Below are 17,410 nucleotides of genomic sequence, written 5' to 3'. Positions count from 1 at the left end.
GGTGCTGTCGGCGCGCGGCCTTTTCACGGAGATCCTGGACAACGACGAGTCCTTTCGGCTCTTCTGCTCCATCGCCGCGAGCGGCGAGACGCAGGGCGGCTGGGAGAACGGCAGAATCGCGGCCCTGGTGCCGCCGGGCCTGGCCGAGCTTGCCCCCAAGATCGCCCGCCACGGCGCGGACGAGGACAAGCACGGGCGGATCTTCAACGGCCTGATGCACGGGCGCGGCCTCGATCCGGCGCCGGTCCCCGCGGACACCGACTACACGATGCTGCTGGAGCACGCCGGGATCGGGCTCGCCCACTCCCGGCTGCGCAAGGACCAGCCGCTCAGCGAGCAGGACATCGTCACGTATCTGGCGCACAGCCGGGTGACCGAGCAGCGGGCCTCGGAGCAGATGGCGCTGCTGCTCAAGCACTTCGGCGACCACCCCGAGATCGGCCGGGCGGTCCGGCAGATCGCCCGGGACGAGGACAACCACCTGGCGTACTGCCACGAGGAGTTGCTGCGGCTCGCCGCGGCCGGGCACGGGCGGCTGATCCACCGCACGCTGCACGAGTGCGCGCTGGCCGAGATCCGCGTGTACCGCGAGGTCAGCCTCGCGGTGATGGCCCACATGGGCGAGCTGCTGCACTGGTCCGCCGCCAAGTCGGCGACGCTTCGCGCGGGTATCCGGGCGGTCTACGCGTACGAGCGGGTCGCGGGCCGGCGGCGGATGACGTCCCTGACGATGCCGGCCCGCCGCAACGCCCTCGGCGGCGGCCCGGTCGCGGCCGAGGCGACGACCTGACAGCCCGTCCGGTGTCCTGCGCCGCCCGTGGTCAGGTGGTGGAGGACGCCGCCTCCCCGATGGCCGCCGCGAGCGCCGCGGGCTGGTCCAGGGGGAGCAGGGTGTAGCTGTCGGGCACGACGACGAGCTGCGCCCGGGGAAGGGCGGCGGCGAGCCGCCGGCCGTGGGCGGGGGGCATGACACGGTCCCCTTCTGCCCACACGACCCGGGCCGGGCGGTCGAAGCCGGCCAGCGACTCCGCCGCCAGCTCCAGGACCTGCCGGTCCGCCGCGATCCCCCGGAGCACCTTGACCGTGTCCCGCCTGACCCCCGGCTGGGACAGGATCGGCCGCATCCAGCGCGCGGTGACCGCGTCGCCGCGCTTGGTCAGCCAGCCGAAGGCGATCGGCAGCCGCCGCACCGGCTTGACCCGCATCTGCTGCATGAACAGGCCGAACAGCGCGGGCGGCAGCTTGCCGGTCATGACGACGGTCTTCCCGGTCAGCCCGGGCGGGAAGTTGTCGTAGGCGTCGCAGGACGCCAGCACGACCGAGCCGACCCGCGCGGCACCCTCCGCGATCAGCAACTGCACCAGCGCACCACCGGTGTCGTTGCCCACCAGCGTGACGTCCCGCAGGTCGAGGCGCTCCAGGAACTCCCCCACCAGCCGGGCCAGCGCCCTGGGCGAGAGGTCCGCGTCGTCACGCATCGGGCGGGCGTGCGCGCCCATCGGCAGCGTCGGCGCCACGACGCGGTGCCCGGCGCGCAGTTCCCCGGTCACGGCGTCCCACAGCGTCGCGTCCATCAGCAGGCCGTGCAGCAGCACGACCACCGGGCCGTCGCCGCCGGTGTCCTGGTAGTCGATGGTCCCGGCCGAAAGCTCGATCGTCTCGGTTGTCATCGTCGTCGACCCCGTCTGTCGGCTCCAGCGTTGGTATACAGCGTAAACTATACACCGTAGACCTTCCCGCCGCACCGATCGGCCCGCGAGCCGGCCCCGCCGCGCGACCGGCGGCCCGCACGGCCGCCGCGGCGCCGGTGAGGTGCCGTCAGGTTTCCAAACTGGTGCCGTCCCCGCTCTTGCCCTCCCCCTCGCCGCTTATTAGTTTGTTCGCTGAACTGACGAACGAACGCTTTGTGTCTCAATCGGCACGCACAGTTCTCCCCTCCCAAGGTGGCAATGTGAGTTCTCCTCTGCTTCGAATGCGGGGAATTACCAAGGCATTTCCCGGTGCCAAGGCACTGGACGGCGTCGATCTGGAGGTCGAGCCAGGAGAGGTGCACTGTCTACTGGGCCAGAACGGCGCCGGAAAGTCCACCCTCATCAAGGTGTTGGCCGGCGCGCACCAGCCGGACAGCGGCGATCTGACCTGGGACGGCGAGCCGGTGGTGCTGCCCAGCCCGACGGCGGCGATGCGGCACGGGATCTCCACCATCTACCAGGAACTCGACCTGGTGGACGGCCTGTCGGTGGCCGACAACATCTTCCTCGGCCACGAGCGCGCCCGCTTCGGCCTCACCCGGCGCGGCGAGACCGCCGCCGCCGCCCGCGAACTGCTGCGCTCGCTCGGCCACCCGGAGATCGCACCGGGCACCGAGGTCGGCAGCCTGTCCCCCGCCCAGCAGCAGATCGTCAGCATGGCCAGGGCGCTGTCGCACGACACCCGGCTGATCGTGATGGACGAGCCGTCAGCGGTACTCACCCAGGACGAGGTCGCCAACCTCTTCCGGGTCATCGGCGAACTGACCGCCACCGGCGTGGCCGTCCTCTACATCTCGCACCGCATGGCCGAGATCCGGGCCATCGGCACCCGGGTCACCGTGCTCAAGGACGGCCGCACGGTGGCCGGCGGCCTGCCGGCCGACACCCCCACCGCCCAGCTCGTCGCGCTGATGACCGGCCGCGAGACCGCGTACGACTTCCCGCAGCGCGGCGCGGCCGGCGGCGTACCGGAGCGCGACGAGGTGCTGCGGGTGGAGCACCTGACGCAGCCCGGCAGCTTCGAGGACGTCAGCTTCACCGTCCACGCCGGCGAGATCGTCGGCCTGGTGGGCCTGGTCGGCTCCGGCCGCTCGGAGATCCTGCACGCCGTCTACGGTGCGACGCGCCCGGCGTCCGGCTCGGTCCTGGTCGACGGGCGGCGGCTGCCGCCCGGCCGGGTCACCGCCGCGGTCAGGGCGGGGGTCGGCCTGGCGCCCGAGGAGCGCAAGAGTCAGGCCCTCTTCCTCCAGGACAGCGTCGTACGCAACGTCAGCATCTCCTCGCTCGGCCGCTTCGCCCGCTTCGGCTGGCTGGACCGGCGCCGGGAGGCGACCGCGGCCGCCGAGCGGGTCGCCGCGCTCGACATGCGCCCGGCCGACCCGCAGCGCCCGGTCCGCACGCTGTCCGGCGGCAACCAGCAGAAGGCGGTGCTCGCCCGCTGGCTGCTGCGCGGCTGCCGGGTGCTGCTGCTGGACGAGCCCACCCGGGGAGTGGACGTCGGCGCGCGGGCCGAGCTGTACGCGCTGGTACGGGAGTTGGCCGACTCCGGGGTGGCAGTGCTGTTCGTGTCCAGCGAGGTGCCGGAAGTCCTCGGCCTCGCCGACCGCGCGCTGGTGCTGCGCGAGGGCCGGATCGTCCATGAGGCCGAAGCGGCCTCACTGAAGGAATCCCACGTACTCGACCTCGTGATGGAAGAGAGCCGCGCATGAGTGACCAGACGACGCCGAGACCCGCGGAGGACGCCCCCGGGCTGCCCGCGCAGGCCCGGTCGGGCGCCGACGTCGCGACCAGGCCGTCGCTGGTGAAGGAGGGCCCCGACCCCGGCCGGCCGGGGTCCGGACGGCAGCAGCTGCTCCGGCTGTTCCCGCTGCACCAGATGCACAGTCTCGGCCTGGTGGTGGTGCTGGTCCTGCTGGGCGTGGTGGGGACCGTGACCTCGGACAACTTCCTGACCAGCAACAACATCGTCAACATCCTGACCAGCGCGGCGGTCATCGGCGTCATCACGGTGGGCCAGACGTTCGTCATCATCGGCGGCGGCATCGACCTGTCGGTGGGCGCGATCGTCGCGGTGGCCTCGGTGTGGTGCACCACGGTGGCCACCCAGTCGTACGGCCTCGGCGGGATGCTCTTCACCGCGGTGGTCGTGGGCTCGGCGGTCGGACTGCTCAACGGCATCCTGATCGCGTACGGCAGGATCGTCGCCTTCATCACCACGCTGGCCATGATGGCCTCGGCCCGCGGTGTCGCCGAGCGGCTGTCGGACCGGCAGTCGCAGGTGGTCACGGTGGACTCGTTCAACCGGATCGCGACCGACAAGTTCCTCGGCATCCCGCTGCTGGTCTACCTGATGGCCGGGATCGTGGTACTGGGCTGGCTGCTGCTGAACCGCACGACCTTCGGCCGGCGCACCTTCGCGGTCGGCGGCAACCCGGAGGCCGCCCGGCTGGCCGGCATCGCGGTGCGGCGGCACACCATGCTGCTGTACCTGCTGTCCGGGGTGTGCTGCGGGGTGGCCGCGGTGATGCTCACCGCCCGCACCACCAGCGGCGCCAGCAACCTCGGCAACCTCTACGAGCTGGACTCCATCGCCGCGGTGATCATCGGCGGCACGCTGCTGGCCGGCGGCCGCGGGTCGCTGTTCGGCTCGATCCTCGGCGTCCTGGTCTTCACCACGATCACCAACATCTTCGTGCTGAACAACCTGACCACGGACATCCAGGAGATCGCCAAGGGGCTGATCATCCTGGTCGCCGTCCTGCTGCAGCGCACCCGGGGCGCGCGCTCCCCCGCCTGACCGGCGGCTCCACCCGCTCCACCTCCAGCTCCCCCGCCTCCCCACCCCTGACGAAAGGGAACACCCGAATGAAAGAGACCGGACCCATGCCCATGGGACGCAGAAGCATGCTGCTCGGCGCGGGCGCCCTGGGCAGCGGTCTGCTGCTCTCGGCGTGCACCAGCAACTCCAACGGCGACGCGGACAAGGCCAACGTGAAGGCGACGACCGCCGCGTCGGGCAGCACCCCGGGCAAGCACGTCACCATAGGCTTCTCGGCGCCGGCCGCCGACCACGGCTGGATGGCGGCGATCACCAAGAACGCCAAGGCGCAGGCGGGACAGTACACCGACGTCAGCTTCCAGCCCGCCGAGGGCACCAACGACGTCAACGCGCAGATCAGCGCCGTGCAGACGCTGATCGACAAGAAGGTCGACGTGCTGGTGATCCTGCCCTTCGACGGCAAGGCGCTGACCTCGATCGGCGCCCAGGCGATGGACGCGGGCATCCCGGTGATCAACCTCGACCGGGTCTTCGACAACTCGCTGGCCTACCGCACCTGGATCGGCGGCGACAACTACGGCATGGGCGTCAACGCCGCCCAGTACATCATCAAGACCCTCAAGGCGAAGGGTGTCAGCAAGCCGGTGATCGGCGAGATCGCCGGTATCGACAACCTCGACCTCACCAAGCAGCGCAGCCAGGGCTTCAAGGAGGCGCTGGCGAAGGCGGGCTTCTCGGTGAGCATCCGGCAGGCCGCGCAGTTCACCGCGGACAGCGGCCAGCAGGTGATGAGCAACGTGCTGCAGGCCCGCTCGAAGCTGGACGCGGTGTGGAACCACGACGACGACCAGGGCATCGGCGTGGAGGCGGCCATCAAGCAGGCCGGGCGCAGCGAGTTCTTCATGGTCGGCGGCGCGGGGTCGAAGCACGCGATGCAGGAGATCAAGGCGGACAGCGGGGTGCTCAAGGCGACGGTGATATACCCGTCGAGCATGTCGGCGTCCGCGGTGACCCTGGCCCGGCTGATCGGCCAGGGCAAGGGCATCGGCGACCTGGTCGAGCAGGAGGTGCCGACCTCGATCACGCTGTTCTCGGCGACGGTCACCAAGGACAACGTCGACCAGTACCTGCCGTTGTCCTTCACCTGATCCGCCACCCCGAAACCCCCGCATGGAACTGCCCCGGGCCGTCGGCCCGGGGCAGTTCCGTGTCAGTTGCGGTGTCAGCCGCGGCTGTTCGTGCCGCTCACGAGGTGCTCAGGTCGAACTCCTCCCAGGGGCCGATGGCGTCCCGGTTCGCGATCAGCGCGGCCGCGCCGGCGTTCTCCGCCGTCACGTACTTGCCGTTGACCGCGGCCTTGAGGCTGACGCTGCCGTCGGAGTTGTGGATCAGCTGGAAGGTCTCCCACGCGCCCTGTGCCGCCCGGTTGGCGATCAGCGGCTGGGCGCCGGCGTTCTCGGCCGTCACGAACTGGTTGTTGACGTGGGCGCGCAGCGCGACGTTGCCGCCGCCCAGGTCGACCTCGTCGAACCGCTCCGCGTTGCCGACCGTGGTGCTGCCGGCGATCAGTGGCTGGGTGCCGCTCGGCGCGGTCACGTACTTGCCGTTGGCGTGCGCCTTGAGGCTGATGCCGGTTCCGCCGGGGGTGCCCGGCGTACCGACGCCCGCGCCGTTGAACATCATCCAGTTGACGTTCATCAGCGCGCCGGGGCCGGTGTGGCCGGACCCGTTGCGGGCGACGAAGTAGACCTTGCCACTGCCGCCTGGCACGTTGCTCAGGTTGGCGGTGACGTCGGTGTACGTCTGCCAGGCACCGGTGGTCGGTACGGTCGCGGTGCCGAGCAGCGTCCCGGTCGGGGAGTTCCAGCGGACGTCGATACGGCCGCCGGCGTTGGCCGAGGCGGTACGGAAGCCGATCGAGGTGATGTTGTTGAGCGCGATCGGCGACAGGGTCCAGTAGTCACCGTCCTCGATGAAGCCGATGTCCTGGCCGCCGCCGGCGCTGTCGGCGCCGTTCTCGACGGTGACACCCGGGGTGTCGGTGCCCTGCCCGTCGCTCGCGCGGCCGGTGTCGGTGTAGAACTCGGCCTGCTTGTGCTTGGGCTGCAGGGTGATCTGCGCCCGGCCGGTGAGCGGGGCGGCGGCCCCGCCGCTGCCGCCCTTGTCGGTGTAGCTGGCCTCGATCACGTAGAAGACGTTGTCGCCGTCGCTGTGCCCGTTGGACAGCGTCGTGGCGACCGTGGCACTGCACCCGGAGTACTGGTCGAGCGGGTGGCCGTGGGTGTCGTGGCCCAGGATGGCCTGGATCTTGACCTGGCTGCAGTCGACCGTGCCGTCCTCGGGGTCGGTGACGCTGACCGAGAAGTTGACCTTGTCACCCCAGTCGAAGACCCCGCCGTTGGGTGGGGCGCTGATGGTAAGGGTCGGCATGGTGTTGCCCGCGGTGATGTCGATGCTCGCGGTGGCGATCTTGCCCGCGCTGTTGGTGACCGACAGCACGGCGGTGTAGTTGCCGGCCGCGCTGTAGGTGTGGCTGGGGTTGGCGCTGGTCGAGGTCGCGCCGTCGCCGAAGGCCCACCGGTAGGTCAGGGAGCCGCCCGCCGGGTCGTTGGATCCGGCGCTGGAGAAGTTCACCGCGAGCGGCGCGGGGCCGCTGGTGCGGTTGGCGCCCGCCGAGGCCACCGGGAGGGCGCCGCCGTTGAGGTAGTCGATGCGGTAGATGCCCGCGTCGGCGTTGTTGCCGCCGTATCCGGTGCCCCACTCGACCATGTAGAGGGCGCCGTCCGGGCCGAACTTCATGTCCATCGGCTTCTTGAACGACACCGACGGCAGGAACGTCTGGATGTCGTCGGTGCCGGTGTTGTCCGACTTGACGTGGAACGTGTAGACCTTGCTGGTGTTCCACTCGGAGAAGATCGCCTGGGCGTCCATCGCCGCCGGCCACTTGCGGTCGGAGACCAGGTTGGCGTCGTAGCGGTAGACCGGCCCGGCCATCGGGGCGCCGCCGCTGAGCAGCGGGAAGTTGTTCGGGTCCGCGCTGTAGTGGTACCAGACGTCGGCCGGGGTGGCCGGCGGGAGCTTGGTCAGACCGGTGTTGTTCGGGGAGTTGTTGGTCGGGCCGCCCGCGCAGTCGAAGGCGGCGCCGGAGGTCTTGGTGGCGAAGTTGTAGTCGATGTAGGGGGTGTTGTTGCCGATGCAGTACGGCCAGCCCGCGTTGACGGGCTTGCTCAGCAGGTCCCACTCGACGGTGTTCTCCGGGCCGCGGCCGGCGTTGGCGGTACCGGCGTCCGGGCCGTAGTTGCCGACCACGGGGAAGCCGGTCTTCGGGTCGAGGGCCAGCCGGAAGGGATTGCGGTATCCCATGGCGTAGATCTCGGGCCTGGTCTTGTCGGTGCCGGGCGGGAAGAGGTTGCCGGCCGGGATGGTGTAGGTGCCGTTGGTCTCCGGGTGGATGCGCAGCACCTTGCCCGACAGGCTGTTGGTGTTGCCCGCGGTGCGCTGGGCGTCCCAGTTGGCCCGCCCCGCCTGCTCGTCGATCGGCGCGTAGCCGTCGGAGGCGAAGGGGTTGGTGTTGTCGCCGACGGAGAGCCACAGGTTGCCGTTGCTGTGGTCGATCGCCATGCCGGCGCCGTGGTGGCAGCACTCGGCGCGCTGCACCGGGAGTTCCAGGACGACCTTCTCGCTCGTCATGTCCATCGTGGAGCCGTTGACGGTGAAGCGGCTGAGCCGGTCGACGCTCGCCGACGCCGGCGAGTAGTAGAGGTAGATCCAGTGGTTGGTGGCGAAGGCCGGGTCGAGGGCCATCGCCAGCAGACCGCTCTCGTTCGCCGTGAAGACGTCGAGGTGCCCGGCGGTGACGGTGGTGCCGCCGGTGTTGATGATCCGCACGTCGCCGAGCATGTCGATGAAGAAGACCCGGCCGTCGCTGGCGATGTCCAACTGCAGCGGGTTTCCGCCCGAGTTGTTGAGCAGCACCTTCTGGAAGCTGCTGTCGGGGACGCCGGCGACGTTCGGCTTCGCGGCGGCGCCCGCGGCGCTCGTGGGCGAGGCGTCCGCGGGCACGGTGGCGAGCACCGCGAGGACGGGCAGCGTGAGCAGTGCCACCAGCAGCGTCAGCCACTTCAGCAGCCGGGTGCGCACGCGCGGGCGCAGCCGTGGTCGTGGTCGTGGTCGTACGGACAACACGTGGGTCTCCTTGGTCCAGAGTGATCATGGGCATGACAGATCATCACGGCCGCGGATGGCGTGCGGCCGTGCTGCTCCGCGGGGGCTCAGCTGGTGGAGAGGTCGAACTCCTCCCACGGGCCGATCGCCGTACGGTTGGCGATCAGCGCCGCCGCGCCGGCGTTCTCGGCCGTGACGTACTTGCCGTTGACCGTGGCCTTGAGGCTGATGCTGCCGTCGGAGTTGTGGATCAGCTGGAAGGTCTCCCACCCGGCGGCCGCGGCCCGGTTGGCGATCAGCGGCTGCGCACCGGCGTTCTCCGCGGTCACGAACTGGTTGTTGACGTGGGCGCGCAGCGCGACGTTGCCGCCGCCGAGGTCGACCTCGTCGAAGGTCTCGTTGGTGCCCACGGTGGTGCTGCTCGCGATCAGCGGCTGCGTGCCGCTCGGCGCGGTCACGAACTTGCCGTTGGCGTGCGCCTTGAGGTGGATGCCGTGATCGACGGGCGGCGGGGTGGAGCTGACCGTGCAGTCGGCGGGCACGACGCCGGCCGCGGTCTGGATGCCGCCGAGCAGCAGGTGCAGGAAGTTAGGCTCGGTGTAGCTCTCGGTGGTGTGGCCCATGCCGGTGTACCAGGCGCGGCCGCCGTCGAAGTTGTGGCACCAGGTGGTGGGGTGGTCGGCACCCATCGTGGAGCCGGTGTAGGAGTTGTCGTCCACCGAGGCCAGGACGTGCACCGTGGAGCGCGGGTTGGTCTGGAAGTCGTACCACTCGTCGGTGTGGGTGTACGAGTTCGGCAGCCCCGTGGTCGAGGGGTGGGCGTGGTCCTCGATGTTGACGGTGGCGGCCTGGATGGCCGGGTGCTGCTTGAAGTACGCGCCGACCAGGTTGCCGTACCAGGACCAGGAGTAGCCGCTGTCGGAGGCGGCGTGGACGCCCACGTAGCCGCCGCCCTTCTCGATGTAGCGCTGGAAGGCGTCCTTCTCCGCCTGGGTGGTCACCGGGTCGCCGGTCGCCGACAGGAAGACCACGGCCGCGTACTGCGCGAGGTTGGCGTCGGTGAACTGCGTGTCGTCCTCGGTGGCGACGACGGTGAAGTTGTTCTGCTGGCCCAGCTGCTGGATCGCGGCGACGCCGGCCGGGATGGAGTCGTGGCGGTAGCCGGTGGTCTTGGAGAACACCAGCACCTTGAAGGGGGCCGCCGCGGCCCGGTCGGCGGACGCCGGGGCGGGGGCGGCGCTCACCGCGGGGGCGGTGGCGGTCAGTAACGCTGCCGCGGACAGGCTCAGTGCCGCGAGCAGGGCAAGACGGGTGCGTGGGCGGGGCGTGCGCATGGCGGCTCCTCGTGTGACGCACTGCGGGGGGATGTGCCGCAGGGTGGAGCGGACGGAGCGCGTCGGGGCGCGGCGAAGCACGTCTGCTCGCGCCGGGCGGCGACGGGTCCGTCCTGCGGCTTGGTGGGGGCAAGGGATGCCTCAGCTCCGACGTGGCGCGCTGATCAGCGCAAACCGCGAGCGGAGTGATGAATTGGTTCGTTGGTTCAAAAAACTAATTGGCCGAGCGCGGAGCGTCAAGGGTTGTCACAGACAAGCCACGAAGCGCTTCCGTCCCGGCCTTCACCGCCGGATCGGCCGTCAATTCGGTCGATCCGGGCGGGAGTTGGTGATCGTTCAGAGCACCGGGCTGGTCAGGTCGATGTACGCCGACGGGTCGCGCAGGATCTCCTGCACCCCGGCGCCCGCGGCGCCGCGCACCGCGGCCTCGGTGCCGAGCCCGGAGACCTGGAGCCGGTCGGACCGCCAGCGGCCCGAGGTGACCCGCTCGTGCAACTGCACCTGGAGACCGGGGATCAGCCAGGGCGCCAGCCTGGCGTATATCCCGCCGATCACCACCTCGGGCGGGTCGAGCAGGTTCACCGCGCCGGACAGCGCGACACCCAGCGCCCGGCCGGCCACCGCGAGCGCCCTGACCGCGGCCTCGTCGCCCTCGGCGGCCAGCGCGGCGAGCCGCTCCACCGGGGCGTTGGCCTCGGTCGGCGGGTCCTGCAGCGCGGGGCGCCCGGAACCGCCGACGGTACGGGTCGCGGTGGCGGCCGCGGCGGGCGCCGAGCCCAGCCGGGTCGCGCTCACCGTGTCGAGCGCGGCGGCTTCGAGCAGCGCGTCCTGGCCCGCGTACCGCTCCAGGCAGCCGCGCGCGCCGCAGCCGCACTCGGGTCCGTCGGGGAGCACCGTGACATGGCCGATCTCGCCGGCGAAGCCGCCGCCGCGAAAGAGCGTGCCGTCCACCATCAGCCCGGCGCCGATGCCGATCTCGCCCGACACGTACAGGAAGCTCGCACCGGCGCCGGCCGGCCTGGCCTGGAACTCGCCGATCGCGGCGAGGTTGGCCTCGTTGTCGACCGAGACCGCGAGCCGCTGCCGGCCCAGGCCCCGCACCAGCAGTTCCGCGGCGGGGACGTGGCGCCAGTCCAGGTTGGGGGCGTGCAGCACCTTGTCGTCGTGGACGAGGCCCGGGACGCCCAGGGTGACCTGGACCGGGGTCAGTCCTGCCCGCCGGGCGGCGGCGCACGCGCGGGCCGCGAGCCGGCCGGCCGTGTACAGCGTCTCCTCGGCGTCCCGGCCGCGGTTGTCGGCCCGCTCGGTGAGCCGGACCCGGGGGGCGCCGGTCAGGTCGGCGACGCACACCGCGGTGTAGTCGACGTTGACCTCGACGCCGACGCCGGCCGCGCCCTGCGGGTTGAGCGCGAGCGCGCCGCCGGGGCGGCCGACCCTGCCCTGGTTCTCCGGCACGTGCTCGATGACGAGCCCGGCCAGCCGCAACTCCTCGACGAGCGAGGAGACGGTGGCTTTGGTCAGGCCCACCCGGGCGGCGACGGTGGCCCGCGACGCGCTCTGGCCGGCCGCCACCTGACGGAGCACCAGCGCGAGGTTGTGCCGGCGCATGCTCTGCTTGCTCGCCGGCTGCCCGCCGCCGTTCATCACGCTGCGACCTTTCTCCGCCGGCGCGGACCGCACCCGGTCCCGCTCGGCAAACCTCTCTGGCCCATTTATTCATTCACCAAACTAAGAGACGCTCCACCGCAGGTCAACGGCGTTCAATGACACTCACAGCAAAGCCGGGGCAAAAGACGGGGCCTGCGGTGGCAGCCGCGGCCGGCCACCACGGGTGTCGGCGATGATCGCCCACGGATGCCGGGGATGCACCTTACGCGTCGACTTCCACGGACTCGACCCCGGCCCCCGCTCTGCCGGGGCACCGCCTCAGGGTTTCCCACGTCGGGTCGGCGCGTGGTGCGTTCGATGGATTCTTGACTGCCTCTTGCCGCAAGGGGAAGGGGTGATTAGTTTATTCGCTGAACTGACGAACAGCTACGTCGGCGCCGTGAGCGCGGATGAGCCGACCGCGCCCCACGGCCCCGGCGGCCGCTCGTCCCACGCTCTTCCCCGGCCTTGAGGGCACGCTTCCCCGAACGCTCCGCAGCAGGTGACGCACGGAGGTGAAGGCATGGGTTCGGCCACCGCACACGGTCCCCGGCTGGGGGTGTGGATCATCGGCGCACGCGGTTCCGTGGCCACGACGGTCGTCGTCGGCGCCGCGGCCGTCGCGGCGGGGCTCGCCCCGCCGGTCGGCTGCGTCACCGAGCTGCCCGACTTCCGCGCGGCGGGCCTCACCCCGGTCGGCGACCTGGTCTTCGGCGGCTGCGACATCACCGGCGTCCCGCTGGCCAAAAGGGCGGAACAGCTGGTCGCGGCAGGCGTCCTGCCCGCGGACCTGCCGGTCGCCGTAGGGAAGGCGCTGGCCGCGGCCGACCGGGAGATCCGGCCCGGCGTCGGCGTGGCGGCCGGCTCCCAGGCACCGCAGGCGGCCGCGATAGCCGGGCAGTTGGCGGACTTCCGCGAGCGGCACGGGCTGGACTGCGTCGTGGTGGTCAACCTGTCCTCGACCGCCCCGCAACCGGCCCCGCACCCCGCCTTCGCCGACCTGGCCGCGCTGCGGACGGCACTGGCGGGACCCGACCCCGTACTGCCCCCCCACGCCCTCTACGCCTATGCCGCGCTCGGCTCCGGGTGCGGCTACGTCGACTTCACCCCGTCGGGCGCGATGCGGCTGCCCGCGCTCGACGAACTCGCCCGCAGCATCGGTGTCCCTTACACGGGCAACGACGGGAAGACCGGCGAGACCCTGGTCAGGAGCGCGCTCGCACCGATGTTCGCGCACCGCGCGCTCCGCGTTCGGGCCTGGTCGGGCACGAATCTGCTCGGCGGCGGCGACGGGGCGACGCTCGCGGACCCGTCCGCCGCGGCGAGCAAGACCGCCTCCAAGGCGCGCAGCCTCGCGGAGCTGCTGCCCGACCCGGTCGAGGGCGAGGTGCACATCGACGAGGTGCCGTCGCTCGGCGACTGGAAGACGGCGTGGGACCACATCGCCTTCGACGGCTTCCTAGGGGTGCGGATGACGATGCAGTTCACCTGGCAGGGCTGCGACTCGGCGCTGGCCGCGCCGCTGGTCCTGGACCTGGTACGGCTGATGGGCCGCGCCATGGCCTGCGGCGCGTCGGGGGTGCAGCCGCAGTTCGCCTTCTTCTTCAAGGACCCGATGGGCGCGACCGACCACCGCCTCACCCCCCAGTACGACCACCTCCGCACCTGGGCCGCCACGGCTGCCGCAAAGGGCTGAGCCGGGCGGCCCGGGGCGACCGGGTCAGGGGGCCGGCGTGCGGTCGGCCAGTTCTTCCGCCGCGCGGTTGACCTTCGTGAGGGCCGCCATCAGCGCGGCGCGCTCGGTGCCGTCCAGGTCCGCGGTGACCTGCTCCTCCAGCTCCCGCCGCGCGGCTTCGACCGGTTCACGCAGTGCGCGTCCCGCGTCGGTGAGCCACAGCCGGACCAGCCGGTTGTCCCGGTCGTCGCGGCGGCGCACCAGCAGGCCCGTCGCGGTCATCCGGTCGGCCATCTTGACCACCGTCGGAGTGGTCACGTGCAGCTTCGCAGCGACCTCGCCCGGCGTCCTGCCGTCCTGCTCCCACAGGGCGGCGAGCAGGTGGTGCTGCCCGTAGTGCAGGCCGTTGGCGCGCATCGCCTCGTCGGCGAGCGCCCGCAGCACCTTGGTCGTCCTGCTGTGCAGGTCGAGGAATTCGGGCATCGCGGCCTCCCGGCAGCGGGGCGCGGGTCGCCCACGGAATCGATTGACGGCTAATGATTAGCCGACTAGCGTTCTCTCCGCCGGATCATTAGACGGCAAACGACCCGAGGAGAACCCGATGATACTCGTCACCGGCGGCACCGGAAACGTCGGCCGGGAGCTGGTCAGGCAACTCGACGCCGCAGGCGCCGCCTTCCGCGTGCTGGTGCGCGACCCGGCCCGCGCAGCCGCGCTGCCCGCGAGCGCCGAACGCGTCACCGGCGACCTGACCGTGCCCGCCACGCTGACCGCCGCCTTCGCCGGCGCCGACCGGCTGTTCCTGCTCACACCCGGCATCGGCACCGACACCACCGCCCACGCCGTCGAGGCCGCGCGCACCGCCGGCGTACGGCACGTCGTGCACCTGTCCTCGACCAACGTGCTGGGCGACCCGATGCCCGCGATGGGCCGCTGGCACCACGAGCGCGAGCAGATCGTCCGCGGCTCCGGCATCCCGGCCACCGTGCTGCGGCCCGGCGGCTTCATGACCAACGCGCTGGACTGGCTCCCCACCATCCGCGAGGACGGCTACGTCCTCGACCCGGTCGGGCCTGGCCGTATCGCGCCGATCGACCCCGCCGACATCGCGGCGGTCGCCGTGCTCGCCCTCACCGGCGAGGGGCACCGGGGCGAGCAGTACGCGCTCACCGGCGCCGAGGCCTTCACGGTGGCCGAGCAGGTGGCGGTCATCGCCGCCGCCGCCGGCCGGCCGATCACCGTACGCCCCGCGCGGACCGCGCGGGAGGCGGTGGCGGCCCGCTTCCCCGACGGTGCGCCGCCCGCGCTGGCCGAAGCCCTCGTCGAGGGCTTCGCCATGCTGCGGGCCGACACCGAGGGCTTCCGCACCGACACCGTGGAGCGGCTGCTGGGCCGCAGGCCGGCGACGTTCGCGGACTGGTGCGCCCGCCATGCCGGCGCCTTCCGGTCCGGCTCAGCCGGCCAGTGAGGCCGCGTCACCCATGACGACGACCGGGTGCAGGGCCGGGTCGAGGGCGGCGAGCAGCTGCTTCATGTGCGACTCGGACACGCTGACGCAGCCGTGGGTGGGGCCGCCGTGGTCGACGTGCAGCCAGATGCCGCCGCCCCGCGACGCACCCATCGGGCGGGTCCAGTCCAGCGGGGTCACGCCGGTCGCGCGGTTGTAGTCGATCGCGACGACGTAGTCGAAGGACCCGGCGAGCGGCTCCCCGCGGAAGCCGCGGCCGCCGATGTCGAAGCCGCCGGAGTGGTGGTACGGGAGTCTCGTGCCCGGGTCGGAGCGCAGGCCGCCGGCGTCCGAGAGGGTGAACACCCCGATCGGGGACCGCAGATCGCCCGCGTGGTGGTCGGTGGTCCAGCCGTCCTTGGCGTTGTGCGCGGGCCAGGCGGCGCCCGGCTTCCAGCCGCCGTCCGCGGTCCGCCGGTAGAGGACGACCGTGGCGTCGGACGAGTCGCGCGACCGCCCCGTCACCAGCACGACCTGCCGGGTCTGCTGCGGTATTCGGGCCAGCGTCCGCGGGCCGACCCCTGCCAGCTGCCGGGGCGGGGCGGGGGTCGGCGCCGGCGCGGTCGTCGTGGCACTGCCCGGCGGCAGGTCGTCGGCGACGACGGGCGCGGCCCGGTCCTGCGCGGCCGTGCCGACAGGTGTGCCGCAGCCGGCGAGGACGGCGATCGCCGCCGCGCCCAGCCCGGTCAGCAGGGCGCGAGGGGAGGGGGAAGGCATGGGGTGGAGCCCTTCGGTGCAAGGAGGGTGCGGAGGCGGGGAGTCACGCCTGCGGCGGCGGACCGATGCCGCACGGGAAAGGCTCGCGCGGGGCGCGGCCGGTGCGTATGTCAGTGCCCATACCTCTGCAACCACCTGGCACCGCCGGAAGGTTGCCTCGCTCAGCCGGCGGCCGTGCAGGCGGGGCCGCCGCGACGGCGGCCCCGCGTCACCACTCCCCTATGCCCTTGACCAGGGTGGTCAGGCCACCCGTCAGCGCGAGCAGCAGGATGGTCAGCCGCGCCCAGCGCTCCGGCACCCGGGCGGCGAGCACCCGGCCCGCGAGGGTGCCGACGGCCATGCCCGCGCCGGCCAGCGCCCACACCGGCGTCGAGAGGTGCGGTACGCCCTTGGCGCCCAGCGACAGGGCGTTGACCACGACGCCGTAGAACTGCGCGTTGGGCACGAACTCCGCGACCGTCCACTCTGCGTTGACCGCGTAGAGCGACACGGCCGGGCCGCCGACCCCTGCGGAGGCGTTCATGAAGCCGCTGGCCGCGCCGGCGGTGACCGCTCCCCCGCGGCCGCGCAGCGCCGGCACCCGCACGCCGCTGGCGATCACCGCGACGGACACGGTGACCAGCAGGCCCATTCCGGTGAGCAGGTCGGGCTCGGGAACGTGGCGCAGCGCCCAGGTGCCGGCGGGCACCGTGCAGGCCGCCGCGACGACCAGCGGCGCCATCGCGGCCAGCCGCACCTGGCGCCAGGTGTCGATCAGGCCCACCGCACTGATCACGCCCGACGCGCAGTTGGCCAGCGCGACGCCGTGCGTGGGGCCGATCAGCAGCACCAGCGCGGGCACCGCAACGAGCGCGAAGCCCATGCCCGACATCCGCTGCACCGTCGAGCCGGCCAGCACTATCCCGGCCAGCGCCAGCGCGTCCGCCCAGCCGTTCACGCCGCGGTCCCCCGGCGCCCCAGCGCGGTACGAGCCACGGCCGCGTAGCAGGCCAGGCCGACCGCGGCGCCCGCGCCGCCGCCGAAGGCGACGGTCGGCACGAGGTCGAGGACCCCGGCGCTGCGCAGCGGGCCGTCGTCCCAGCGGGCCAGCCGTGCCGCGGCCCCGGCCAGCGCCGCCGCGCCGACCAGGGCGGTCGCGGCGATCCTGGTACGGGCCGAGAGCCGCGGCCGCCGCCGTACGGGCACGGAGGCCGCGCGCGGCGCGGTCGCGTCCGCGGGAGCGGCGCGCAGGGTGCGCGCCACGTACCAGCCGACGACGCCGAGGCCCAGGACGGACGACCCGAACTGGAGGTCGTAGTAGAGGGGCCGGCCCAGCACCGTACGGTCCAGCACCGGCAGCAGCCGCACGCCGGCCCGGCCGCCGTGGGTGAAGGCGTCCCAGGCCACATGCGTCGCCGCGCCGGCGGCCGCGGACAGGGCGAAGCGGCCGGCGCCCGCGAGCCCGCGGGTCCGCCCGGTCGGCGCGGTCATGGCGTCGGCGGCGTCCGCCCACCGGTCGGGCAGCAGCGCGACCAGCGGCTCGCGCAGCAGCCAGTGCCAGCCGGCGGCGAGCACCGCGGCGATCGCCACGTCGGCGGTGGGCACGCCGAGCGGGCTGTGGGTGAACACCCCGAAGCCGAAGGTGCCGTGCACCAGCGAGTCGGTGAAGTACGGGATGTCGGGCGCCAGCGACCCGGCGACCAGAGCCGAGGCCACCAGCGGTCCGCGGGGCCGGCCGTCGCGCAGCATCGGCAGCACGGCGGCGGGATGACTGAGTGTGAACGGCATCCCGCCATCTTCCCCGGGGCGGTGCGCGACGAGCGGGCGGGGGGCAGCGTGTCCCCCCGCCCGCCGTCG

At 72.4% G+C, this 17,410-nt stretch carries 14 protein-coding genes; 6 read left to right on the top strand and 8 right to left on the bottom strand.

Annotation, left to right across the window (positions count from 1 at the left end; translation table 11 throughout):
* The first annotated feature begins 1 nt into the window (after window position 1).
* Window positions 2-790 carry a ferritin-like domain-containing protein gene (locus NFU81_RS03470; RefSeq protein ID WP_251484831.1) on the top strand — a complete coding sequence of 263 codons (789 nt, stop codon included), beginning with the start codon at window positions 2-4 and terminating at the stop codon, window positions 788-790.
* 31 nt (window positions 791-821) lie between these two features.
* Here the strand turns inward: NFU81_RS03470 and NFU81_RS03465 are convergent, their stop codons facing one another.
* Window positions 822-1,670, bottom strand: coding sequence for an alpha/beta fold hydrolase (locus NFU81_RS03465; protein WP_251484829.1), 849 nt, complete (start codon window positions 1,668-1,670; stop codon window positions 822-824).
* A gap of 302 nt (window positions 1,671-1,972) precedes the next feature.
* Between NFU81_RS03465 and NFU81_RS03460 the strand changes: the two genes are divergently transcribed.
* From NFU81_RS03460 to NFU81_RS03450, 3 genes are all read left to right on the top strand, one after another.
* Window positions 1,973-3,460, top strand: coding sequence for a sugar ABC transporter ATP-binding protein (locus NFU81_RS03460; protein ID WP_251484828.1), 1,488 nt, complete (start codon window positions 1,973-1,975; stop codon window positions 3,458-3,460).
* Window positions 3,457-4,548 carry an ABC transporter permease gene (locus NFU81_RS03455; protein ID WP_251484826.1) on the top strand — a complete coding sequence of 364 codons (1,092 nt, stop codon included), beginning with the start codon at window positions 3,457-3,459 and terminating at the stop codon, window positions 4,546-4,548. The genes NFU81_RS03460 and NFU81_RS03455 overlap by 4 nt, the downstream gene beginning before the upstream one ends.
* Window positions 4,549-4,634: 86 nt before the next feature.
* On the top strand, window positions 4,635-5,678 hold the full coding sequence (locus tag NFU81_RS03450) for a substrate-binding domain-containing protein (protein WP_251484825.1): 1,044 nt from the start codon (window positions 4,635-4,637) through the stop codon (window positions 5,676-5,678).
* A 97-nt stretch (window positions 5,679-5,775) separates the two neighbouring features.
* On the opposite strand, the gene NFU81_RS03445 is transcribed toward NFU81_RS03450, so the two are convergent.
* The 3 genes from NFU81_RS03445 to NFU81_RS03435 form a co-directional block, all read right to left on the bottom strand.
* Window positions 5,776-8,715, bottom strand: coding sequence for a PQQ-dependent sugar dehydrogenase (locus NFU81_RS03445; RefSeq protein WP_251484822.1), 2,940 nt, complete (start codon window positions 8,713-8,715; stop codon window positions 5,776-5,778).
* A gap of 86 nt (window positions 8,716-8,801) precedes the next feature.
* Window positions 8,802-10,028: a ThuA domain-containing protein gene (locus NFU81_RS03440; protein ID WP_251484818.1), complete on the bottom strand. Its 1,227-nt coding sequence runs from the start codon at window positions 10,026-10,028 to the stop codon at window positions 8,802-8,804.
* 336 nt (window positions 10,029-10,364) lie between these two features.
* A complete protein-coding gene (locus NFU81_RS03435; RefSeq protein ID WP_251484815.1) occupies window positions 10,365-11,672 on the bottom strand; it encodes an ROK family transcriptional regulator in 1,308 nt (435 codons plus the stop codon).
* Window positions 11,673-12,198: 526 nt separating this feature from the next.
* On the opposite strand from NFU81_RS03435, the gene NFU81_RS03430 reads away from it, so the two are divergent.
* Window positions 12,199-13,371 carry an inositol-3-phosphate synthase gene (locus NFU81_RS03430; RefSeq protein WP_251484812.1) on the top strand — a complete coding sequence of 391 codons (1,173 nt, stop codon included), beginning with the start codon at window positions 12,199-12,201 and terminating at the stop codon, window positions 13,369-13,371.
* A gap of 24 nt (window positions 13,372-13,395) precedes the next feature.
* Here NFU81_RS03430 and NFU81_RS03425 read toward each other — a convergent pair whose 3' ends face one another.
* Complete coding sequence (locus NFU81_RS03425; RefSeq protein WP_251484809.1) at window positions 13,396-13,833, bottom strand: MarR family winged helix-turn-helix transcriptional regulator; 438 nt, start codon at window positions 13,831-13,833, stop codon at window positions 13,396-13,398.
* A gap of 118 nt (window positions 13,834-13,951) precedes the next feature.
* Here NFU81_RS03425 and NFU81_RS03420 point away from each other — a divergent pair, with 118 nt between their 5' ends.
* Entirely contained in the window at window positions 13,952-14,818 is an 867-nt protein-coding gene (locus tag NFU81_RS03420; RefSeq protein WP_251484807.1) for an NAD(P)H-binding protein, read from the top strand.
* On the opposite strand, the gene NFU81_RS03415 is transcribed toward NFU81_RS03420, so the two are convergent.
* The 3 genes from NFU81_RS03415 to NFU81_RS03405 form a co-directional block, all read right to left on the bottom strand.
* Window positions 14,804-15,574 (bottom strand): L,D-transpeptidase family protein, encoded by a 771-nt coding sequence (locus tag NFU81_RS03415; RefSeq protein ID WP_251484805.1) that lies wholly within the window; start codon window positions 15,572-15,574, stop codon window positions 14,804-14,806. The genes NFU81_RS03420 and NFU81_RS03415 overlap by 15 nt on opposite strands.
* Before the next feature lie 208 nt (window positions 15,575-15,782).
* Window positions 15,783-16,511 (bottom strand): sulfite exporter TauE/SafE family protein, encoded by a 729-nt coding sequence (locus NFU81_RS03410; protein WP_274038082.1) that lies wholly within the window; start codon window positions 16,509-16,511, stop codon window positions 15,783-15,785.
* Complete coding sequence (locus tag NFU81_RS03405) at window positions 16,508-17,341, bottom strand: DUF4184 family protein (RefSeq protein WP_251484803.1); 834 nt, start codon at window positions 17,339-17,341, stop codon at window positions 16,508-16,510. The genes NFU81_RS03410 and NFU81_RS03405 overlap by 4 nt, the downstream gene beginning before the upstream one ends.
* Between the last annotated feature and the right edge of the window lie 69 nt (window positions 17,342-17,410).

The organism is Actinacidiphila cocklensis (assembly GCF_907177275.1).
In the GTDB taxonomy this organism is placed as follows: Bacteria; Actinomycetota; Actinomycetes; order Streptomycetales; family Streptomycetaceae; genus Actinacidiphila; species Actinacidiphila cocklensis.
Note: the sequence above shows the minus strand (reverse complement) of the source record. Positions and strands in the feature narration are given on the sequence as shown.